At 70.3% G+C, this 18,713-nt stretch carries 17 protein-coding genes; 13 read left to right on the top strand and 4 right to left on the bottom strand.

Annotation, left to right across the window (positions count from 1 at the left end; translation table 11 throughout):
• Positions 1–5 precede the first annotated feature (5 nt).
• The 7 genes from ACSQ4M_RS15120 to ACSQ4M_RS15090 all read left to right on the top strand — a co-directional run bounded on the left by ACSQ4M_RS15120 (position 6) and on the right by ACSQ4M_RS15090 (position 6,118).
• Positions 6–293 carry a hypothetical protein gene (locus ACSQ4M_RS15120; protein WP_436190272.1) on the top strand — a complete coding sequence of 96 codons (288 nt, stop codon included), beginning with the start codon at positions 6–8 and terminating at the stop codon, positions 291–293.
• 61 nt (positions 294–354) lie between these two features.
• Entirely contained in the window at positions 355–948 is a 594-nt protein-coding gene (locus ACSQ4M_RS15115) for a LemA family protein (protein WP_436190271.1), read from the top strand.
• A 12-nt stretch (positions 949–960) separates the two neighbouring features.
• The gene (locus ACSQ4M_RS15110) at positions 961–2,013 is read left to right on the top strand and encodes a M48 family metalloprotease (RefSeq protein ID WP_436190270.1); all 1,053 of its coding nucleotides are present in this window, start codon (positions 961–963) and stop codon (positions 2,011–2,013) included.
• 86 nt (positions 2,014–2,099) lie between these two features.
• Positions 2,100–3,692, top strand: a complete 1,593-nt coding sequence (locus tag ACSQ4M_RS15105; protein ID WP_436190269.1) for a glucan biosynthesis protein — start codon at positions 2,100–2,102, stop codon at positions 3,690–3,692.
• Between the two features lie 4 nt (positions 3,693–3,696).
• Entirely contained in the window at positions 3,697–4,527 is an 831-nt protein-coding gene (locus ACSQ4M_RS15100; RefSeq protein WP_436190268.1) for an urease accessory protein UreD, read from the top strand.
• Between the two features lie 104 nt (positions 4,528–4,631).
• Complete coding sequence (locus ACSQ4M_RS15095) at positions 4,632–5,006, top strand: nuclear transport factor 2 family protein (protein ID WP_436190267.1); 375 nt, start codon at positions 4,632–4,634, stop codon at positions 5,004–5,006.
• An 80-nt stretch (positions 5,007–5,086) separates the two neighbouring features.
• Entirely contained in the window at positions 5,087–6,118 is a 1,032-nt protein-coding gene (locus ACSQ4M_RS15090; protein WP_436190266.1) for an ABC transporter substrate-binding protein, read from the top strand.
• A gap of 1 nt (position 6,119) precedes the next feature.
• Here ACSQ4M_RS15090 and ACSQ4M_RS15085 read toward each other — a convergent pair whose 3' ends face one another.
• The 3 genes from ACSQ4M_RS15085 to ACSQ4M_RS15075 all read right to left on the bottom strand — a co-directional run bounded on the left by ACSQ4M_RS15085 (position 6,120) and on the right by ACSQ4M_RS15075 (position 10,054).
• Positions 6,120–7,613, bottom strand: a complete 1,494-nt coding sequence (locus ACSQ4M_RS15085) for a sensor histidine kinase (protein ID WP_436190265.1) — start codon at positions 7,611–7,613, stop codon at positions 6,120–6,122.
• 242 nt (positions 7,614–7,855) lie between these two features.
• Positions 7,856–8,590, bottom strand: a complete 735-nt coding sequence (locus tag ACSQ4M_RS15080) for a response regulator (protein ID WP_056660636.1) — start codon at positions 8,588–8,590, stop codon at positions 7,856–7,858.
• Positions 8,591–9,040: 450 nt separating this feature from the next.
• The gene (locus ACSQ4M_RS15075) at positions 9,041–10,054 is read right to left on the bottom strand and encodes an IS30 family transposase (RefSeq protein WP_436194017.1); all 1,014 of its coding nucleotides are present in this window, start codon (positions 10,052–10,054) and stop codon (positions 9,041–9,043) included.
• A gap of 91 nt (positions 10,055–10,145) precedes the next feature.
• Here ACSQ4M_RS15075 and ACSQ4M_RS15070 point away from each other — a divergent pair, with 91 nt between their 5' ends.
• From ACSQ4M_RS15070 to ACSQ4M_RS15055, 4 genes are read left to right on the top strand one after another with little or no spacing between them, the layout of a single operon-like run.
• On the top strand, positions 10,146–10,691 hold the full coding sequence (locus tag ACSQ4M_RS15070; protein WP_436190264.1) for a hypothetical protein: 546 nt from the start codon (positions 10,146–10,148) through the stop codon (positions 10,689–10,691).
• Positions 10,678–11,310, top strand: a complete 633-nt coding sequence (locus ACSQ4M_RS15065) for a cell division protein FtsI (RefSeq protein WP_436190263.1) — start codon at positions 10,678–10,680, stop codon at positions 11,308–11,310. Before ACSQ4M_RS15070 ends, ACSQ4M_RS15065 begins: the two co-directional genes overlap by 14 nt.
• Positions 11,291–12,013 carry a flagellar basal body L-ring protein FlgH gene (locus ACSQ4M_RS15060; protein ID WP_436190262.1) on the top strand — a complete coding sequence of 241 codons (723 nt, stop codon included), beginning with the start codon at positions 11,291–11,293 and terminating at the stop codon, positions 12,011–12,013. The genes ACSQ4M_RS15065 and ACSQ4M_RS15060 overlap by 20 nt, the downstream gene beginning before the upstream one ends.
• A 19-nt stretch (positions 12,014–12,032) precedes the next feature.
• Positions 12,033–12,653, top strand: coding sequence for a chalcone isomerase family protein (locus tag ACSQ4M_RS15055; protein WP_436190261.1), 621 nt, complete (start codon positions 12,033–12,035; stop codon positions 12,651–12,653).
• Between the two features lie 185 nt (positions 12,654–12,838).
• Here ACSQ4M_RS15055 and ACSQ4M_RS15050 read toward each other — a convergent pair whose 3' ends face one another.
• Positions 12,839–13,912 carry an adenylate/guanylate cyclase domain-containing protein gene (locus ACSQ4M_RS15050; RefSeq protein ID WP_436190260.1) on the bottom strand — a complete coding sequence of 358 codons (1,074 nt, stop codon included), beginning with the start codon at positions 13,910–13,912 and terminating at the stop codon, positions 12,839–12,841.
• A gap of 238 nt (positions 13,913–14,150) precedes the next feature.
• Between ACSQ4M_RS15050 and ACSQ4M_RS15045 the strand changes: the two genes are divergently transcribed.
• Together ACSQ4M_RS15045 and ACSQ4M_RS15040 are read left to right on the top strand one after the other, a co-directional pair.
• A complete protein-coding gene (locus ACSQ4M_RS15045; RefSeq protein ID WP_436190259.1) occupies positions 14,151–17,621 on the top strand; it encodes a response regulator in 3,471 nt (1,156 codons plus the stop codon).
• 268 nt (positions 17,622–17,889) lie between these two features.
• The gene (locus ACSQ4M_RS15040) at positions 17,890–18,711 is read left to right on the top strand and encodes a CheR family methyltransferase (RefSeq protein WP_436190258.1); all 822 of its coding nucleotides are present in this window, start codon (positions 17,890–17,892) and stop codon (positions 18,709–18,711) included.
• The last annotated feature ends 2 nt before the right edge of the window (positions 18,712–18,713 follow it).

Raw genomic sequence — 18,713 nt, 5'->3', positions numbered from 1 at the left:
ACATCGTGCTGACGGAGGAACCCATGCCGCTGGACTATCTCGCCCGGCTCGAACGGGCACGCTTCCCTTTGCTGGTGCGCAAGGCCAGTGATGTCGACAAGGTGCGCGTGCTCAAGGCCGCCGAGTACATCACCGCATCGGTGCCGCTGGGGCCCTTGAACACCGCTTTCGGCGAAGAGGGCGAAGCCGTGATCTTCGGCCTCACCGAACGCGGCGAGTCGGCCTTGCGCGGTGCGATGGCACCGCCCGAGGCCCCACTGCGGCGCGGCCGGCGCGACAGCCTGGACGACTGACCCACCCCCTGTGCCATAGTCGGGCGCCGGCCGCGTGGCCGGCCCAACGCGGGAGGCATGCATGGCAGTGCAAGGATGGGTGGTGGTGGCCCTGTTGGTGGTCGCGGCGGCGTGGGCAGCCAGGGTCTACAACCGGCTGGTCCGGCACCGCAACCGCATCGCCAACGCCTTCGGCCAGATCGACGTGCAGCTCAAGCGCCGCCACGATCTCGTGCCCAATCTGGTCGAGGTGGCCAGGCGCTACCTGGCCCATGAAGCGGCCACGCTGCAGGCCGTCACGCAGGCCCGTGGCGCGGCGCTGGGCGCCGCCGACGCGGCCCGCGCCGCGCCCACCAGTGCCGCAGCCATCGGTGCGCTGACGGCTGCCGAGCAGGCCCTGGGCGGCAGCCTGGGCCGGCTGCTCGTGGTGGCCGAGGACTACCCCGAACTCAAGGCCGACGCCAGCATGCGCTCGCTCAGCGAGGAACTGACCAGCACCGAGAACCGCATCGGTTTCGCGCGCCAGGCCTACAACGACCAGGTACTGGCCTTCAACGACGCGGCCACGCACTTTCCGGACCTGCTGGTGGCGCGGCTGGCGGGCTTCACGCCAGCGGCCATGCTGCAGTCCACCCAGTCGGCGGCCGAGCGCGCTGCGCCCAGGGTGGCGTTCTAAACCTCTGCGCGCGTGCGCTTCTTCGAGCACCAGGACCAGGCGCGGCGCGCCACGCGCAAGCTGGTCGCCGGCTTCGTGCTCGCGGTACTGGCCACCGTGGCCGGCGTGCACACCGCGCTGGCGCTGGGCTGGCTCGCGCTGCGCCTGCTGCTGGGCGGCGACCTGCCCTTCCCGGCTTACTTTTTCAGCGTCAACGTGGGCGTCACGCTGCTGCTGGTGCTGGGCGGCTGGTGGATCGAAACCTCGGCCCTGCACGCCGGCGCAGCCCAGCGCCTGGCACACCGCGCCGGTGCACGCGAGGCCCGGCCGGGCCTCTCGCATGCGGAGCAGCGCCTGTGCAACGTGGTCGACGAGATCGCGATTGCTGCTGCCATGCCGCGGCCTCAGGCCATGGTGCTGCCGCGCGTGCAAGGCATCAACGCCTTCGCCACGGGCTGGCACGAGGGCAATGCCGTGGTCGCCGTGACCCAGGGTGCGCTGGAGAAGCTCACGCGCGAGGAGCTGCAGGGCATGGTGGCGCACGAGTGCAGCCACATCCACGAGGGCGACACGCGCCTGAACATGCAGCTGGCCGGCATGGTCAGCGGGCTGGAGCTGGTGCACGACTTCGGCATCACGCTCGGCGAGCGCGGCGGATTCGCGCTGCTGGTGGGCTGGCCCGTGCGGATGATGGGCTCGTTCGGCTGGCTGGCCGGGCGCATGCTGCAGGCGGCCGTGTCGCGCCAGCGCGAGTTCCTGGCCGACGCGCGCACCGTGCAGTGGACGCGCAGCCGCGACGGCCTGGGCGGCGTGCTGCGCAAGGCCATGACCGAGCAGCGCCTGGCGCGCGAACGGCGCGCGCTCCAGCGCCCGCTGCATCCGGCGCTGCACCACCTGCTGCTGGTCAGCGATGGTGGCCGCGGGTCCAACTGGTTCGACGCACACCCGCCGCTGGCCGAGCGCGTGCGCCGCATCTACGGCAGGCCCATGCCGGCGCTGCCATTGGCGGCCATCGACGACGGCCCCGAAGCCCGCACGGCGGACCGCGCGCCCCCCGCTGTCCAGGGGCCGTTCACGCTGGTGTAGGCCGACGCCGACACCGCCTGTCGCCCAATGGCCCCAGTGCGGCAGGCGCTTCGGCGGGGGCTTTGGGCTCCGGTACATTCGGTCCGATGTTGCACCGCAGAACCCTCCTGACCGCAAGCGGCACCGTGGCGGCGCTGGCCGCCCTGGGACTGTCTCCAGAGGCGCTGGCGCAAGCCGGCCTCAAGCTCGGACCGGCCAAGCCCTTCGACTTCGACGCCCTCGTCGCCCAGGCCCGCGCACTGGCCGCCAAGCCCTACGCACCGCCGCCACCGCTGCCCGCCGACGTGCTCGAGCGCATCGACTACGACGCCCACGGCAAGCTCAAGTACAAGACCGACTTCGCGCTGTTCAAGGACGGGCCTGGCCCGTTCCCGGTGACCTTCTTCCACATGGGCCGCTACTTCCAGACGCCGGTGCACATGCATGTGCTGGACAAGGCCGGCAGCGGCGCACGCGGCCGCGAGATCCTCTACGACCCGGCCTATTTCGAGATGCCGGCCGACAGCCCGGCCAAGGCCCTGCCCCCCGGCGCAGGCTTCGCAGGCTTTCGCTTCCAGGAAAGCCGGCTCGGCGACCAGGCCAAGCTGCCCTGGCAGGGCAACGACTGGGTGGCCTTCCTGGGCGCCTCGTACTTCCGCGCCATCGGCGGCCTGTACCAGTACGGCCTGTCGGCGCGCGGGGTGGCGCTGGACGTGGCCGTCCCCGGCAAGAACGAGGAGTTCCCCGCGTTCACGCAGGTCTGGTTCGAGCCGCCGGCCGATGGCAGCGACACGGTCGTGGTCTATGCGCTGCTCGAAGGCCCCAGCATCGCCGGCGTCTACCGCTTCCAGATGCGGCGCGACCAGGCCGTGACCATGGACATCGACAGCAAGCTGTTCCTGCGCCAGGACGTCGCGCGCCTGGGCCTGGTGCCGCTGACCTCGATGTACTGGTACTCCGACAAGCTCAAACCCACCGGCATCGACTGGCGCCCCGAGGTGCACGACTCCGACGGCCTGGCGCTGTGGACCGGCGGTGGCGAGCGCATCTGGCGCCCGCTCAACAACCCGGCCGCCACCGGCATCTCGGCCTTCGGCGACAGCTCGCCCAAGGGCTTCGGCCTGATGCAGCGCGACCGCAACTTCGACCACTACCTGGACGGCGTGAACTACGACAAGCGCCCCAGCCTGTGGGTGGAGCCGCTGTCGGACTTCGGCGAGGGCGCGGTCGAGCTCGTCGAGATCCCGACCGACGACGAGATCCACGACAACATCGGTGCCTTCTGGGTGCCCAAGGCCAAGGCCGTGGCCGGCAGCAGCCACGAGCTGCGCTACCGCCTGCACTGGGTCGCGGGCGAGCCCTTCCCCTCGCCGCTGGCGCGCTGCGTGGCCACGCGCATCGGCCGCGGCGGCGTGCCGGGCCAGCCGCGCCCGCAGGGCGTGCGCAAGTTCATGGTCGAGTTCCTGGGCGGGCCGCTGGCCAACGTGCCCTTCGGCGTGAAGCCCGAGGCCGTGCTGAGCGCCTCGCGCGGCAGCTTCTCGTACGTGTTCACCGAGGCCGTGCCGAACAACGTGGCGGGCCACTGGCGCGCCCAGTTCGACTACACGCCCGATGGCAACGGACCGGTGGACCTGCGCCTGTTCCTCAAGCTCGGCGACCAGACCCTGTCCGAGACCTGGCTGTACCAACTGCTCGCCTAGCACGATGGCCTGGCATGCCAGCCTGGCGCTGGACTACCGTCTCGAAGCGGGCCGCAGCGTTGCGCGCCACCGCCACCAGGGCCCGCTGCGCGTGCTGCAGAGCCTGTACCCCGAGCGCGAGAGCATCTGCCACAACGTGCTCGTGCACCCGCCCGGCGGGCTGGTGGGCGGCGACCTGCTGGACATCCGCGTCGACGTGGGCGAAGGCGCGCACGGCCTCGTCACCACGCCCGGCGCCGCGCGCTTTTACCGCAGCGCCGGCGAGACCGCGGCGCAGCACACGCAACTGGCGCTGGCGGGCGGCGCGCGGCTCGAATGGCTGCCGGCCGAGACCATTTGCTACGACCAGTGCCTGGCCGAGAACCGGCTCAGCCTGCAGCTGGCGCCCGGCGCCGAGATGATCGGCTGGGACATCACGGCATTCGGCCTGCCGCACGCCGGCAAGCCCTTCACGCAGGGCGAACTGCGCCAGCATCTGGAGCTGCCCGGCGTATGGCTGGAGCGCGCGCGCATCGCGGCCGACGACGCGCTGCTGCTCGACGGCCCGCTCGGCCTGGCCGGCCAGCGCTGCCTGGCCACGCTGTACTTCGCCTGCGGCGACAAGCTCGCGCGCGGCCGGCGCGAGCAGGTGCTGGACACCGCGCGCGCCGTCATCGAAGGCCACGCACTGCGCGCCACGGCCGGCGCCACCAGCCCCAACACGCAGGCCGTGGTGGTGCGCGCGCTGGCACCCGTGGTCGAGCCGGCCATGGACCTCCTGCAGCAGATCTGGGCCGCCTGGCGCGGCGCCTGCTGGCAGCTGCCGGCCACGCCGCCGCGCATCTGGGCGATGTAGCCACGCCGCCATGACCTGCCAGGTCATGGCCCGCGCGAAGGCCGCGGCCTACTCTTGCGCCATGCGTTCCACGGGGGAGCGCTGCAACGCAGGAGAACTTGTCCATGAACACCGCCCGCGACTACCAGGCCATCGCCCAGCAGTACATCGCCGCCTGGAACGCCAGCGGCGCCGAGCGCGCCCACGCCATCGCCCAGGCCTTCGCGCCCGATGCGCGCTACACCGACCCGCTCATGCAGGCCCAGGGCCACGCGGCGCTGGACCAGATGATCGGCGCCGCGCAGCAGCAGTTCGGTGGCCTGCGCTTCCACCTCGACGGCCAGGCCGACGGCCACGGCGAGCGCCTGCGCTTTCGCTGGACGCTGGGCCCCGACGCGGCCACCGCCGTGGCCAAGGGCACGGACTTCGCGATGCTCGCGGGCGATGGCCGGCTGGCCGAGGTCAGCGGCTTCCTCGACCTGGTGCCGCAGGCGCTCTGATGGCTGGCTGAAAACCCGAAGGGCATGCGCGGCCGGGCCATCCCACAATGGCCCGCACCGACACAACAACAGGAGATCGCATGCCCCTCTTCACCCGCTCCCTCCCCGCCCTGGCCATCGCCGTGCTCGCCGCAACCACCGGTGAGGCCCAGGCCCAGGGCGTGGTCAATGCGCTGTGCAGCACCGACGCCCCCTGGTGCGAAGCCGCGGCCGCCGCGTTCACACGCCAGACCGGCATCAAGGTCAACCAGGCCCACAAGGGCACGGGCGAGATCGGCGCCCAACTGCGCGCCGAGGCGCAGAACCCCAAGACCGACATCTGGTGGGGTGGCACGGGCGACCCTTTCCTGCAGGCCGCCGAGGCCGGCCTGCTCGACGCCTACCGCCCCGCCTACATGAACGACCTGCACGAATGGGCCGTGCGCCAGTACGCCATGAGCGGCAACCAGGTCGGCGGCTTCTACACCAGCACCATCGGCTTCGGCTACAACACCGAGCTGCTCAAGAAGAAGGGCCTGCCCGAGCCCAAGTGCTGGGCCGACCTGGTCAAGCCCGAATACAAGGGCGAGATCGAGATCTCGCACCCGGCCTCCAGCGGCACGGCCTACACCGTGATCGCCGGCCTGGTGCAGCAGATGGGCGAGGACGCCGCCTTCGACTACCTCAAGAAGCTGCACCGCAACGTGACCCAGTACACGCGCAGCGGCCAGGCCCAGGCGCCCAACGTGGCCAAGGGCGAGGTCGCCATCGGCGTGACCTTCGCCTTCAACTTCGAGAAGTGGAAGCACGACAAGTACCCCGTGAAGACGGCCGCGCCCTGCGAAGGCACGAGCTACGAGATCGGCGGCATCGCGCTCGTGAAGGGCGCGCGCAACAAGGCCAATGCGCAGAAGTACTACGACTGGCTCATGGGCCCGGCCGGCCAGGCCATCGGTGCCACGGTGGGCAGCTACCAGACCCCCGCCAACCGCACGTTCAAGCCCGACCCGCGCATCCCGTCCATCGACAGCGTCAAGCTCATCAAGTACGACTTCGAGAAGTACGGCAAGTCGGCCGAGCGCAAGCGGCTGATCGACCGCTGGACCAGGGAGGTGGAAGCCCTGCCGAAGTAGTTCAGATGTGCGCGGGGTACGGCAGGGCGATGCCCACGCCGGACTGCTGCCCGTCGAACGCGTGCAGGAACACGCGGCCGTGCAGGCGCCGCGCGATCTGCGCCACGATGGCCAGGCCCAGGCCGCAGTGGCCGATGCCCACGCGCCCGGGCTGCAGCCGCACGAAGGGCTGCTGCGCCTCCTCGAAGCGCTCGGCGCCGATGCCGGGGCCGCTGTCGAGCACCAGCAGCTGGCACTCGCGCGCCACGCTGCGGATGCGCAGCACGATGGGCGTCACGCCGTGGGCGGCGGCGTTGTCGATCAGGTTGCTCAGCACGCGGTGCAGCGCGATGTCGGGCACCAGCAGTTCGCCGGCCGCCGGGTCTTCGATCTCGACCTGCACCTTGCCCTCGCCATGGCTGCGCGCGACGCGCCGGGCCAGCACGCCCAGCGGCTCGGGCGAGCCGGGCGCCACGTCGGCCTCGCCCTGGGCGTAGGCCAGGAACTGGTCGACGATGTGGGCCAGCGCCTGGAAGTCGTGTTCCATGCTTTCCAGCTGGTCGTCCGGGCACATGCACTCCATGCGCAGGCGCAGCCGCGCCAGCGGCGTGCGCAGGTCGTGCGACAGGCCGGCCAGCAGCTGCTGGCGCGTGGCGTCGGCGGCCGTCACCGCGCCGACCAGGCCGTTGAAGGCCTCGACCAGCGGCTGCAGTTCGGCCGCCACGGACCTGGCCTGGCCGATCGGGCGCAGCTCGCGCTGGCGCTCCACGACTTCGTCGGCCAGGCGCGCCATCGGGCGCGTGATCCAGCGCACGCCGACGACCGTGGCCGCGGCTGCGACGAAGCCCACGCCCAGCAGCAGCAACATCGCCAGCACCAGCGGCGCCAGCGGTGGCCGCCCGCCACCGGCCAGGTCGATGACCCAGGCGTCCTGGTCGACGGTGAAACCCACGCGCAGCAGTGCCGGCCCCGGCCGCGCCGGGTGCAGCCAGGTCATCGTGATGGGGAAGTCGAGCTGGCTGCGCAACTGCTCGGCCCAGTCCTGGCGCCCGGGTGGCGGACCTTCGTGGAACGGACCCGGCCCGCCGTCCGGGCCGGGCCAGCGCCGGCCCTCCGGTGGCGGCAGGCGCATGCCATCGGGCCACATGCCCGGCCGCGGTGGCGGCCCGAACATGGGTGGCATGCCGCGCTGCGGTTGCGACAGCAAGGGCAACGGGTCGAACGGCGGCGGGGCCTGCGTGTACGGCGGTGCCGCCGTGCCCCGGTGCACAGGCAGGCCGCCGAAGCGCAAGGCCTTGGCCAGGGCGTCACGCTGGGCCGTGGGGGCCTGCTGCAGGGCCGTGCGGACAACGAGGATGCTGCGCGCCAGCGTGCTCGCGAGCTGCCCCGCCATAGGTTGCACGGCATGCAGGAACAGGTAGGCGTTCAGGCACAGCATCACCAGGCTGACCGCCACCACCAGGATGGTCAGGCGCCGGACGATGGAGAACGGGCGGCGGCGCAAGGCGAGGCGCATGGCAGGCGAACGCGCGGCGTTCAGAAGCTGTGAATGAACCGATCGCGGCCACGACGGGGTGCGCCGGGCCACAGGCGAAGGCGCAGGCCGCCGCCCGGGCTGGTGCCCGGGCAAGGACTGCAACGCGCGCATGTGGCTCGGCGCGCCCCGGCCCGAAGGGCGCGGCCCTGGGCGCGACGATGGCGATGCAGGCAGGCCGTCATCAGGCCTCGCGTGGTCGTGAGGGGTTCGTTCACAGCTTCTCAGGCCAGCAATGCGTCCATGGGCACGAACATGTAGCCGTGGCTGCGCACGGTCTGGATGAAGCGCGGCGAGGCCGGCTCGGGCTCGATCAGCTTGCGCAGCCGCATGATGGCGGCGTCCACTGCGCGCAGCATGACCTCGTCGCCGCGGCTGTGCGAGACGGCCAGCAGGCGTTCGCGCGAGACCGGCACCGAGGGGTTGGCCGTGAGCTCGGCCAGCAGCGCGTATTCCACCGTGTTGAGCACGCGCACCTCCTCGCCGCGGTGCAGGCTGCGCGAGTCCAGCGCGAACAGGAAGGGACCCACGCGCACGGTGCGGCGCGCCTCGATCGGCGCGCCGGGGATGAACGAGGCGCGCCGCATCACGGCGTTGATGCGCGCGAGCAGCTCGCGCGCCGAGAAGGGCTTGCCCAGGTAGTCGTCGGCGCCCATCTCCAGGCCGATGATGCGGTCGACCTCCTCGCTGAAGGCCGTCAGCAGGATGATGGGCACGCGGTCGCCCTCGGCGCGCATGCGCTGGCAGGCCTGCAGGCCCGACATGCCGGGCAGGCCCACGTCCAGCACGATCAGGTCGGGGCGCTGGCGGTGCATGCGCTGCAGCAGCTCTTCGGCGCTGCGCATGCTGGTCACCTCCAGGCCGTGGCGGCCCAGGTAGGCGCACAGCATGTCGCGCAGCGCGTCGTCGTCTTCGACGATGTAGGCATGGAAGGGCTTGGCGGACTCCACGGATGGCATGGCTTGGATCTGGGTTGTGGTTGTTCGAGCGGACAGCGCAGCCCGCATCTTCGCCGCCCCGCTTGTCCGCTCGGTGAAGCGGCTCCGCCGTTGTGTGACGCCGCGTGCCATCGGCACCGCCGCATCACACGGCGTCACCAATCTCCCGCGGCGATCAAATGCGGCGCATTCTGCCGCACCCAAAGCAGCGCCACCCGCATTATCAATGGATTGAATCCCTGCCCGATCCAACGAAAAGACTCCGTCATTCAGCGTCACGAAAAGTATTGTTAAGTCTTTTTAAATCAATAATCTTCAAAATAATTGAAATCAACGGAATATGACGAAATATCACGTCAAACGATAATCCCCTATTGGCGCGCATTCACACTCCTTATTCAAGAAAGAAAATCAGATCCGCCCCCTAGGATTCATCCACTGGCGGTTTCAAGACCGAAGCGCAACACGTGGTTATTGAGCGAGAACAGGGGCCTGCTGGGCCATGGCCAGCAAGTGCGCGAACACCGCCAGCGGCGTGTTGAAGCCATGGGTGGCGCGAGGCCTGCCGTTCAAGCTGTCGGCGATGGCATCCAGATCGTCCTGGCTGTGCACGCTCAGATCGGTGCCCTTGGGCAGGTACTGGCGCAGCAGTCCGTTGGTGTTCTCGCAGGTGCCGCGCTGCCAGGGGCTGTGCGGGTCGCAGAAGTACACCCGCACGCCCGTGGCGGCGGCCAGCTGCCGGTGGTAGCTCATCTCCTTGCCTTGGTCGTACGTGAAGCTCTTGCGCATCGGGTCGGCAATCGCGTTGAGCTTGGCCGTGAAGCCGGCCAGCGCCGAGCTGGCCGTGGCGTCGTCCATCTTGGCCAGCAGCACCAGGCGGCTGGAGCGCTCCACCAGAACGCCCACGGAGGACTTGTTGCCTGCGCCTTTGATGAAGTCGCCCTCCCAGTGGCCGGGCATCACGCGGTCCTCGATCTCGGGCGGACGCACGTGGATGCTGACCATCTCGGGGATCTGCCCACGCCGGTCGGTACCACGGCTGCGCGGCAGCCGCGTGCTGCGGCCATGACGCAGGCAGGCGATGAGCTGGCGGCGCAGCTCGCCCCGGGGCAGCGCGTAGATGGCCGTGTAGATGGTTTCGTGGGACACGTGGCGGGCGGGCTCGTTGGGGAACGTGCGCTTGAGCGTAGCGGCGATCTGCTGGGGCGACCACTTCCAGTCCAGCAACGTCATCACCAGGCTCCAGGACAAGCTGTCCGCAGACAGTTTGGCAGCAGGGCGCGCCTGGAGTCGGCGCGCCCGGCAAGCCAGCTGGGCGTGGTGCGAACCGTATGCGGTGTCGGCAGGCGTGTTGCGCCCCAACTCGCGGCTGATGGTCGATGGCGCGCGCCCCAGCATGCGGGCTATCGCCCGTACGCCGCAGTTGCGTTGGAGCAAGCTCGCAATCGTCATGCGGTCTTCGGGCTGGAGCTGGTCATATCGGATCGCGGGTTGCATGTGAACACCTTACTTCAAGGGGTGTTGCACTTCCGATTTGAGGCCGCCACTTCAAACCACCCGACCCAAGGAGTACCGGATGAATCCCATCACATCGGCCACGGCGACAGGCCTGGCGACCGCGGCCCAGGCGGTGCAGCGCGTCGGCAGCCAGCTCGCCAGCGCCAAGCCGGCGGCAGCCGCTGCCAGCACGGTCGTGTCGCTGAGCGCGCAGGGGCTCGAACGCCTGGGCAAGGAAGTCCAGAACGCGGGCACCGCCGCCTCCAGCGCCGTGCGCGGTGTGGCCAGCACGGCCGCCAGCGTGGTCGACGGCGGCACCTCCGTGGTCCAGGCGGTGCAGGACGGACTCGCATCCGTCTGGGACGCAGGCGAGGACGCCATCGAAGCGGTCGCCGACGCGGGCGTGGCCGCCTATGACAGCGTCGCATCGTTCGTCGGCGGGGTGGGTTCGGCCATCGGCGATGCCGTCGATGCCGTGGGCGACGCCGCATCCGACGCGGCCGATACCGTCGGCGATGCGGCCTCCAGCGTGGTCGACGGCATCACCTCCACCGCCGGCCAGATCGGCCTGTACGCGGCCATGGCAGCCAACGTCGTGAGCCGGGGCATCGATGAAATCATCTGAACCACGGCTGCGACGCATGGTGCTGGCGCTCGGCGCCGTGGCGGCGGCCCTGTCGGGCGGCTGCAGCATCATCAGCCCCTGGCCGGCGTGGGAGGTCGTCAAGGGTGCGGGTGCCGTGGCCAGCCTGGCGCTGGAGCGCGCCGACAGCGAGGCCAGCCACACCGTCTACCACCCGCACGCGCCGGTGCGCGAGCTGTGCATCGCGTTCAATCCGCAGGCCGAGGTCGCCGATATGGTGCCCGCGCTGCAGCAGTCGCTGCGCAGCCACCGCGTGGACAGCCGTGTCTACGAGGAACTGCAGCAGGTGCCCGGCTGCAAGGTCTGGCTGCACTACGCTGCCTGGATCGAATGGGACACGCAGCCGCTGACGCCGCTGCCGCGCCCCTACATCAGCGCCGCCGCGCTCACGCTGCGCACCAGCGAGGGCCAGGTGCTCTCGTCCAGCCACTACGTGATGGCCGACGGCCTGCGCACCGACAAATGGGCCACGACGCGCCAGAAGATCGCGCCCGTCGTGACGGCCCTGGTCACTGGCGCCGAGAACGTCGGCTTCTACAAATGCCTGAACGTCGCGCAGCGCGCGAAAGAGGAGCTCCCGTATGACCCGAACAACTGCTGAGCCGGCACGCCGCACGGCCTGGACCGCCCTGCTCTGTGTCGCGCTGGCCCTGCCCGGCTGCGCGCTGTTCCAGACTCCGCCCGCGGTGCCGGTACAGCCCAGCTACGCGCCACCCATCCCCAAGCCGCCGAACGTGGAGCGCGTCAACAACGGCGCCATCTACCAGCTCGGCCAGCCCATGGTGTTCTCGTACGCGGGCCGCGCCAAGCCGCGCCGCATCGGCGACACGCTCAAGGTCGACATCGCCGAGAACCTGGCCAGCAGCAACAAGATCGCCAACAGCACCAGCCGCGAGAACGCCGTGGCGAGCAAGGGCCCTGGCACCGGCGAGGACACCTGGAGCGTCCTGAAGGGCATCCTGAACCTGGACGTCACGGCCTCGGGCAGCGATTCGTACAAGGGCAGCGGCAGCGCCGAGAACACCAGCAGCTTCTCGGGCCAGCTGGCGGCCTCGGTCATCAACGTGCTGCCCAATGGCAACCTGCTGGTGGCCGGCGAGCGCAGCGTGCTGGTGCGCGGCGACTACACCATGCTGCGCTTCTCGGGCATCGTCGACCCCAAGGACCTGCGCGACGGCAACGTCGTGGCCTCGGTCGACGTGGCGCAGGCGCGCGTGGAGGTCGGCGGCAAGGGCGACATCTCGGAGGCCGCCTCGCGCAGCTGGCTGCAGCGCGTGCTGACCAGCACGCTGTCGGTCTGGTAGGCGGCCCGAGGAGCACAGCATGACCCTGCGACGCATCCGCAAGCTCCTGGCCACCGCCTGCGCCACGGCCGGCGCCATCGCCTGCCTGCCGGCGCTGCCGGCGGTCGACCTGGGCGAGGTGACGCTGGAGGAATCTGCCCTGGTCGGCGGCCAGAATCTGCAACTCAACGGCGCGGGCATCGCCCGGCGGCTGGTGTTCAAGGTCTACGCCATGGGCCTGTACCTGCCCGACCGCGCGCAGCATACCGACGCAGTGCTGGCCACCGACGGGCCACGCCGCATGACCATCGTGCCGCTGCGCGACATCAGCGGCGACGACTTCTCCGAAGCCGTCATGAGCGACCTGTCGTCCGAGCGCTTCGCCAGCGCCGAGCTGCGCGGGCAGCTGCTGAGCCTGGCCAACACGATCGGCCGGCGGCCCGGTGGCCTGCGCCGCGGCGACACGCTGACACTGGACTGGGTGCCAGGCGTGGGCGCCGTGGTCGCGCTCAACCGCAAGCCGCTGGCAGCGCCGATGCGCAACCGGGCCGTCTACGACGCGCTGCTGATGGTCTGGCTCGGCGAAAAGCCGACCGACCCTGCGCTCAAGGCCAAGCTGCTGGGCGGCGCACCGGCGGACCTGCGCGAGGCACGCCTGTAGGCCTCACGCGCCGCGCGCCGCCCTCAGGACACGGGACCGGCGCGTCATCCACGGCTCAGGAGGCCGCGGAGCAGGCCATGCCAGCAGACGCCGCGAACGGGCTTTGCCCGGGCGCTGGCGGCGCCCCCTGGAGGGGGTATCGGACTTCTACACGCAGTGAGAAGTCCAAACGGGGGTGGTTCCAGTCAGCCCGCCCCCACCAGCAGCTGCACGAACATCTGGATCTTGGCGTTGGTCTCCACGCCGATGTGCGTGAACTCCAGGCCGGCCAGCAGCCGGCCTTCCTCGCGCTTGACCTTGGCCACGCGGGCGCGCACGTCGTTCACCTGGTAGTCCACCAGTGTCAGGTCGAAGGCCAGCGCCACCTCGTCCTGCACGGCCAGCGGGCGCTCCAGCTCGAGCAGCAGGCCGTGGTAGCCCACGTCGCGGATCAACGCGCGCTGCGGCTCGCCCACGGGCTGCTCGTTGTCGAGCCGGCGCAGGCTGCAGGGCACGCGCACCTCCACGCGGTGGCTGCGGCGGAATTCCTGGCGCGGCACCTTCAGGCGCCGCGAGGCGATGGCGATCAGCTCGCGCACCTTGACGGGCAGGCTCTTGCCGGCCACGAACACTTCCTTGGGCTCGGTGGCCGAGGCCACGCCGTTGCAGCGCGCGTAGGTGTTCTCGCTGATCAGCACCTGGCCGCGCAGGCTGAAGGATTCGATGCGCGAGGCCAGGCTGACCTGGTTGCCGATCACGGCGTATTCCGAGTAGGCCTGGCTGCCGAAGCGCCCGGCCATGACCATGCCCGTGTTCACGCCGATGCCCAGGTGCAGCTCGGGCATCTGGCGGCGCAGGTAGTGGTTGTTCAAGTCGCGCATGGCCAGCTGCATCTCCACCGCGCAGCACAGCGCGCGCAACACGTCGTCCTCGCGCGCAGTGGGCGCGCCGAACAGCACGGTCAGCGAATCGCCGTTGAACTTGTCGATCACGCCCTCGTAGCGGAACACCACCTCCGAGAGCTTGGACAGGCACAGGTTCAGCATGGTCACGATGGTGCCGGCCGGCTGCGTGGCCGTCAGCGCCGTGAAGCCGCGCAGGTCGGCCACGAGGATGGTGACTTCGCGCTGGTCGACCGCCAGTTCGGCCGGCACATCGCGGCGCGCCGCCAGGATGGTGGCGAGCTCCGCCTGTACCGCAGGCGCCACCGGCGCCTGGGTTTCACGCGCCAGCACCGCCAGCACGGCGGCCAGCGCGGGGTGTTGTTCTGCTGAGGTCATGGCGGGTGGTCCTTGCAACGGGCAATGGGGCGGCGGCGCAGTATAGAGGGCGCATTGCAGGCCCATTCGGCAGGCCCGAAGACCCTGCCCCGCTGCTTTCCGACAAGCGCATAGGACTGGTCCTACAAGAAGGCGGCGTCTCGGTTTCTAGAATCCCGCTCCTCATGCCCATGTTCCACGCCCCTGCCCCGCCACGCCACGCCACGCGCGCCCCCTGCGGCCGCACCCGGCAACGGCTGTGAACACGCCCCCCACCTCTTCCGCGGCCCGCAAGCGCTCGCGCTGGCCCCTGCCGCTGGCCAGTCTGGCCGGCTTCGGCATCGCGATCGCCGCCGTCGCCGCCATTGCCTGGTTCTCGTTCGTGGCCATGGAGAACCGGGCCACGACGGCCGACCGCGTGACGCAGGCCACGCGCGTGATCGAGCAGATCAACGCGCTGCTCTCGCACATGAAGGACGCCGAGACCGGCCAGCGCGGCTTCCTCATCACCGGCGAAGAGCCCTACCTGCGGCCCTACACGGACGCGCGGGTGAACCTGACCACCACCTTCCAGCAGCTCAGGCAGTTGCTGGCCGACAACCCGCAGCAGCTCGACCGCGTGCAGCGGCTGCAGCGCTACGCGGACCTCAAGCTGGAGGAGCTCGCGCAGACCGTCTCGCTGCGCCGCGCGGGCGACGGGCCAGGAGCACTGGCCATCGTGGTCAGCGACCGCGGCAAGGACGCCATGGACGGCCTGCGCACACTGGCCGACGAAGCGCTGCGCGAGGAAGTGGCCCGGCGCGCCGAACGCCAGGCCGACTGGCAGCAGGCGGTGGACTATTCCTCGCGCGTGCAGGGCGGTGGCGCGGTCACGCTGCTGGTGCTGATCCTGGTGTCGGCCGGCATCGCGGTGCGCGAACACCGCCTGCGCGAAGACCTGGTCTGGCTGCGCGCCGGCCAGGCCGGGATCGCCGAACGCGTGCAGGGCGAACACCGGCTGGAGACGCTGGGCGACAGCGTGCTCAGCTACCTGGCCAGCTACCTGGACGCACAGGTCGGGGCACTGTACCTGGCCGAGCGCGATGGCAGCTTCCGCCGGCTCGCCGGCTTCGCCGCGCCGCCCGGCAGTGCCCAGGTGCGGCCCGGCGACGGCCTGCTGGGCCAGGCCGCCAAGGAGCGTCGCACGCTGCGCGTGGCCGACGTCCCGGCCGGCTACCTGCCGATCAACTCCACGCTGGGCAGCGCCGATCCGCGCGAGTTGCTGGTGGCACCGGCCCAGGTGGACGGGCGCGTGCGCGCCGTGCTCGAGCTGGGGTTCACGCGCAAGCTGGAGCCGGTCGACGAGCAGTTGCTCGAGCGCATGTCCGAGACGCTCGCGATCGCCGTGCGCACCTCGCACGACCGCACGCGGCTGGAGGAGCTGCTGGAGGAAACCCAGCGCCAGGCCGAGGAACTGCAGGCCCAGCAGGAAGAACTGCGCGTGTCCAACGAGGAGCTGGAGGAACAGGGCCGCGCGCTGCGCGAATCCCAGGCTCAGCTGGAGGTGCAGCAAAGCGAGCTGGAGCAGAGCAACGCCCAGCTGGAAGAACAGGCCCAGCAACTGCAGGTGCAGAAGGACGAGTTGCAGCAGTCGCAGGACGTGCTGAGCACCAAGGCGGCCGAGCTGGAGCGCTCCAACCAGTACAAGAGCGAGTTCCTGGCCAACATGAGCCACGAGCTGCGCACGCCGCTGAACTCCACGCTGATCCTGGCCAAGCTGCTGGCCGACAACAAGAGCGGCAACCTCACGGACGAGCAGATCAAGTACGCGCAGACCATCTCCTCGGCCGGCAACGACCTGCTGACCCTGATCAACGACATCCTGGACCTGTCCAAGATCGAGGCCGGCAAGGTCGAGGTGCATGCCGAGACCGTGCGCCTGGCCGGCCTGCTCGAAGGCCTGGCCAAGAGCCTGCAGCCCGCCGCCGGGCAGAAGGGCCTGCGCCTGTCGGTCGACATCGCCCCCGATGCGCCGCGCCAGATCGTGACCGACGCGCAGCGCCTGGGCCAGATCCTCAAGAACCTGCTGTCCAACGCCATCAAGTTCACACCCAGCGGCACGGTCGAACTGCTGCTGGCCGCCGGCCCGGACGGCGGTGTGCAGCTGGCGGTGCGCGACACCGGCATCGGCATCGCGCCGGAGCAGCAGGGGCTCATCTTCGAGGCCTTCCGCCAGGCCGACGGCAGCACGCACCGGCGCTACGGCGGCACCGGCCTGGGCCTGTCGATCTCGCGCGACCTGGCCCATCTGCTGGGCGGCACGCTGACGGTGCAGAGCCAGGCCGGCGCAGGCAGCACCTTCACGCTGGCGCTGCCGGCGCGCTACGTGCCGCGCCAGGCCGACGAGTCCGCGGCCCTGCCCGCCCCCGTGCCGGCCGTGGCACCGCAACGCGTGCAGCGCAGCATCGCACCATCGCCCGCGTCGGTTCCCCCACAGGCCGCCGTCACCGCGCCCCAGGTGCTGCAGGACGACCGCGACGCGCTGCGTCCCGGCGCGCGGTTGATCCTCGTGATCGAGGACGACCAGCGCTTCGCCGCCATCCTGCGCGACCTGGCGCACGAGATGCACTTCCAGTGCGTGCTCACGCACAGTGCCGCCGACGGCCTGGCCGCCGCGCTGCAGTACCGCCCCAGCGCCGTGCTGCTGGACATGAACCTGCCCGACCATTCGGGCCTCGGGGTGCTGGACCAGCTCAAGCACGACGCGCGCACGCGCCACATCCCGGTGCACGTGGTCTCGGTGGCCGACTACACGCAGGAGGCGCTGGAGCGCGGCGCCATCGGCTACGACTTGAAGCCCGTCAAGCGCAGCCAGCTGGTGGAGGCGCTGCAGCGGCTGGAGGCCAAGATCTCGCAAGGCATCCGCCGCGTGCTGGTGGTCGAGGACGATGCGCGCCAGCGCGAGAGCATCGGCCAGCTGCTGGCCGGACCCGACGTGGAGATCCGCGCGGCGGCCGACGCCGCCGCCGCGCTGCGCGCGCTGGCCGAGCAGACCTTCGACTGCATGATCATGGACCTGAACCTGCCCGATCTGTCCGGCTACGAGCTGCTGGAACAGATGGCGGCGCAGGAGGGCACGGCCTTCCCGCCCGTGATCGTCTACACCGGCCGCTCGCTGACCCATACGGAGGAGCAGCAGCTGCGCCGCTTCTCCAAGTCCATCATCATCAAGGACGCGCGCTCGCCCGAGCGGCTGCTCGACGAGGTCACGCTGTTCCTGCACCAGGTGGAGTCGCAGCTGCCGGCCGAAGCCCAGCGCCTCTTGCGCCTGGCGCGCGACCGCGATGCCACGCTGGAGGGCCGCCGCATCCTCGTGGTGGAGGACGATGTGCGCAACATCTTCGCGCTGACCAGCGTGCTGGAGCCCAAGGGTGCGCAGATCACGCTGGCGCGCAACGGCCTGGAAGCCCTGGCCGCGCTGGAACGCACGCGCGCCGACAAGGCCGACGCCGAGGCCCAAATCGACCTGGTGCTGATGGACATCATGATGCCCGAGATGGACGGGCTGACCGCCATGCGCGAGATCCGCAAGCAGCCGCAATGGAAGAAGCTGCCGATCATCGCGCTCACCGCCAAGGCCATGCGCGACGACCAGGAGAAATGCCTGGCCGCCGGTGCCAACGACTACATCGCCAAGCCGCTGGACGTGGAGCGGCTGCTCTCCCTGCTCCGCGTCTGGATGCCGAAATGAAACACCCCCCAAGCGGCTTCGCCGCTCCCCCCTCTGCTGCGCGGCGGGGGCCGAGCCCGGACACAAAAGGTCCAGTGGACCTTTTGTGCCTGGCGAGGAGCCGGGCCACTGGCACGGCGCGGTCTGCAAGACCTCCCCGGCGGCCTGGCAGAGCCAGTTCCGCGGCTGCCCTTGCATGGCCTGCTCCGCGGCCTTTCGAACCGCTGCGGGCGACGCGGCTCTGTACGTTGCAGGCCTTGTGCCGTGCAACGCAACGGTGACATGCCCGATGTCCGACCGCACATTCGACATCGAGATGGGCCTGCTCGTGGACGCCATCTACCTGCGCTGGCACTTCGACTTCCGCGGCTACGCGCAGGCTTCGCTGCGGCGCCGGCTCAAGGCCGCGATGGGGCGCTTCTCGTGCACCTCGCTGTCGCAGCTGCAGGACAAGGTGCTGCACCAGACCGACTTCTTTCCGGCGCTGCTGGACTACCTCACGGTGCAGGTCAGCGAAATGTTCCGCGACCCGGACTACTTCCTCGCGCTCAGGCGCGAGGTGGTGCCGCTGCTGCGCACCTACCCCTCGCTCAAGGTCTGGGTGGCCGGCTGCAGCACTGGCGAGGAGGTCTATTCGCTGGCCATCCTGTTGCGCGAGGAAGGCCTGCTGGAGCGCACGCTGATCTACGCCACCGACATCAACCCGCAGGCGCTGCAGCAGGCCGAGGCTGGCGTGTACGAGCTGGACCGCATCGCCGGCTTCACGCTCAACCACCAGCGCGCCGGCGGCAAGAGCTCGCTGTCGGACTACTACACGGCCGCCTACGGCCGCGCGGTGTTCGACAAGAGCCTGCGCCGCAACGTGGTGTTCTCCGACCACAGCCTGGCCACCGATTCGGTGTTCGCCGAGATGCAGCTGGTCTCCTGCCGCAATGTGCTGATCTACTTCGACCGGCCGCTGCAGGACCGTGCGCTCGGTCTGTTCCGCGACGCGCTGTGCCGCAAGGGCTTCCTCGGGCTGGGCAGCAAGGAATCGCTGCGCTTCTCGGCAGCGGCCAACGCGTTCACGGAATTCGTGCGCGAAGAGCGCATCTACCAGAAGAGCAATTGACG

It is taken from the genome of Pseudorhodoferax sp. LjRoot39 (assembly GCF_964253035.1).
Lineage (GTDB): Bacteria > Pseudomonadota > Gammaproteobacteria > Burkholderiales > Burkholderiaceae_C > Pseudorhodoferax.
Note: the sequence above shows the minus strand (reverse complement) of the source record. Positions and strands in the feature narration are given on the sequence as shown.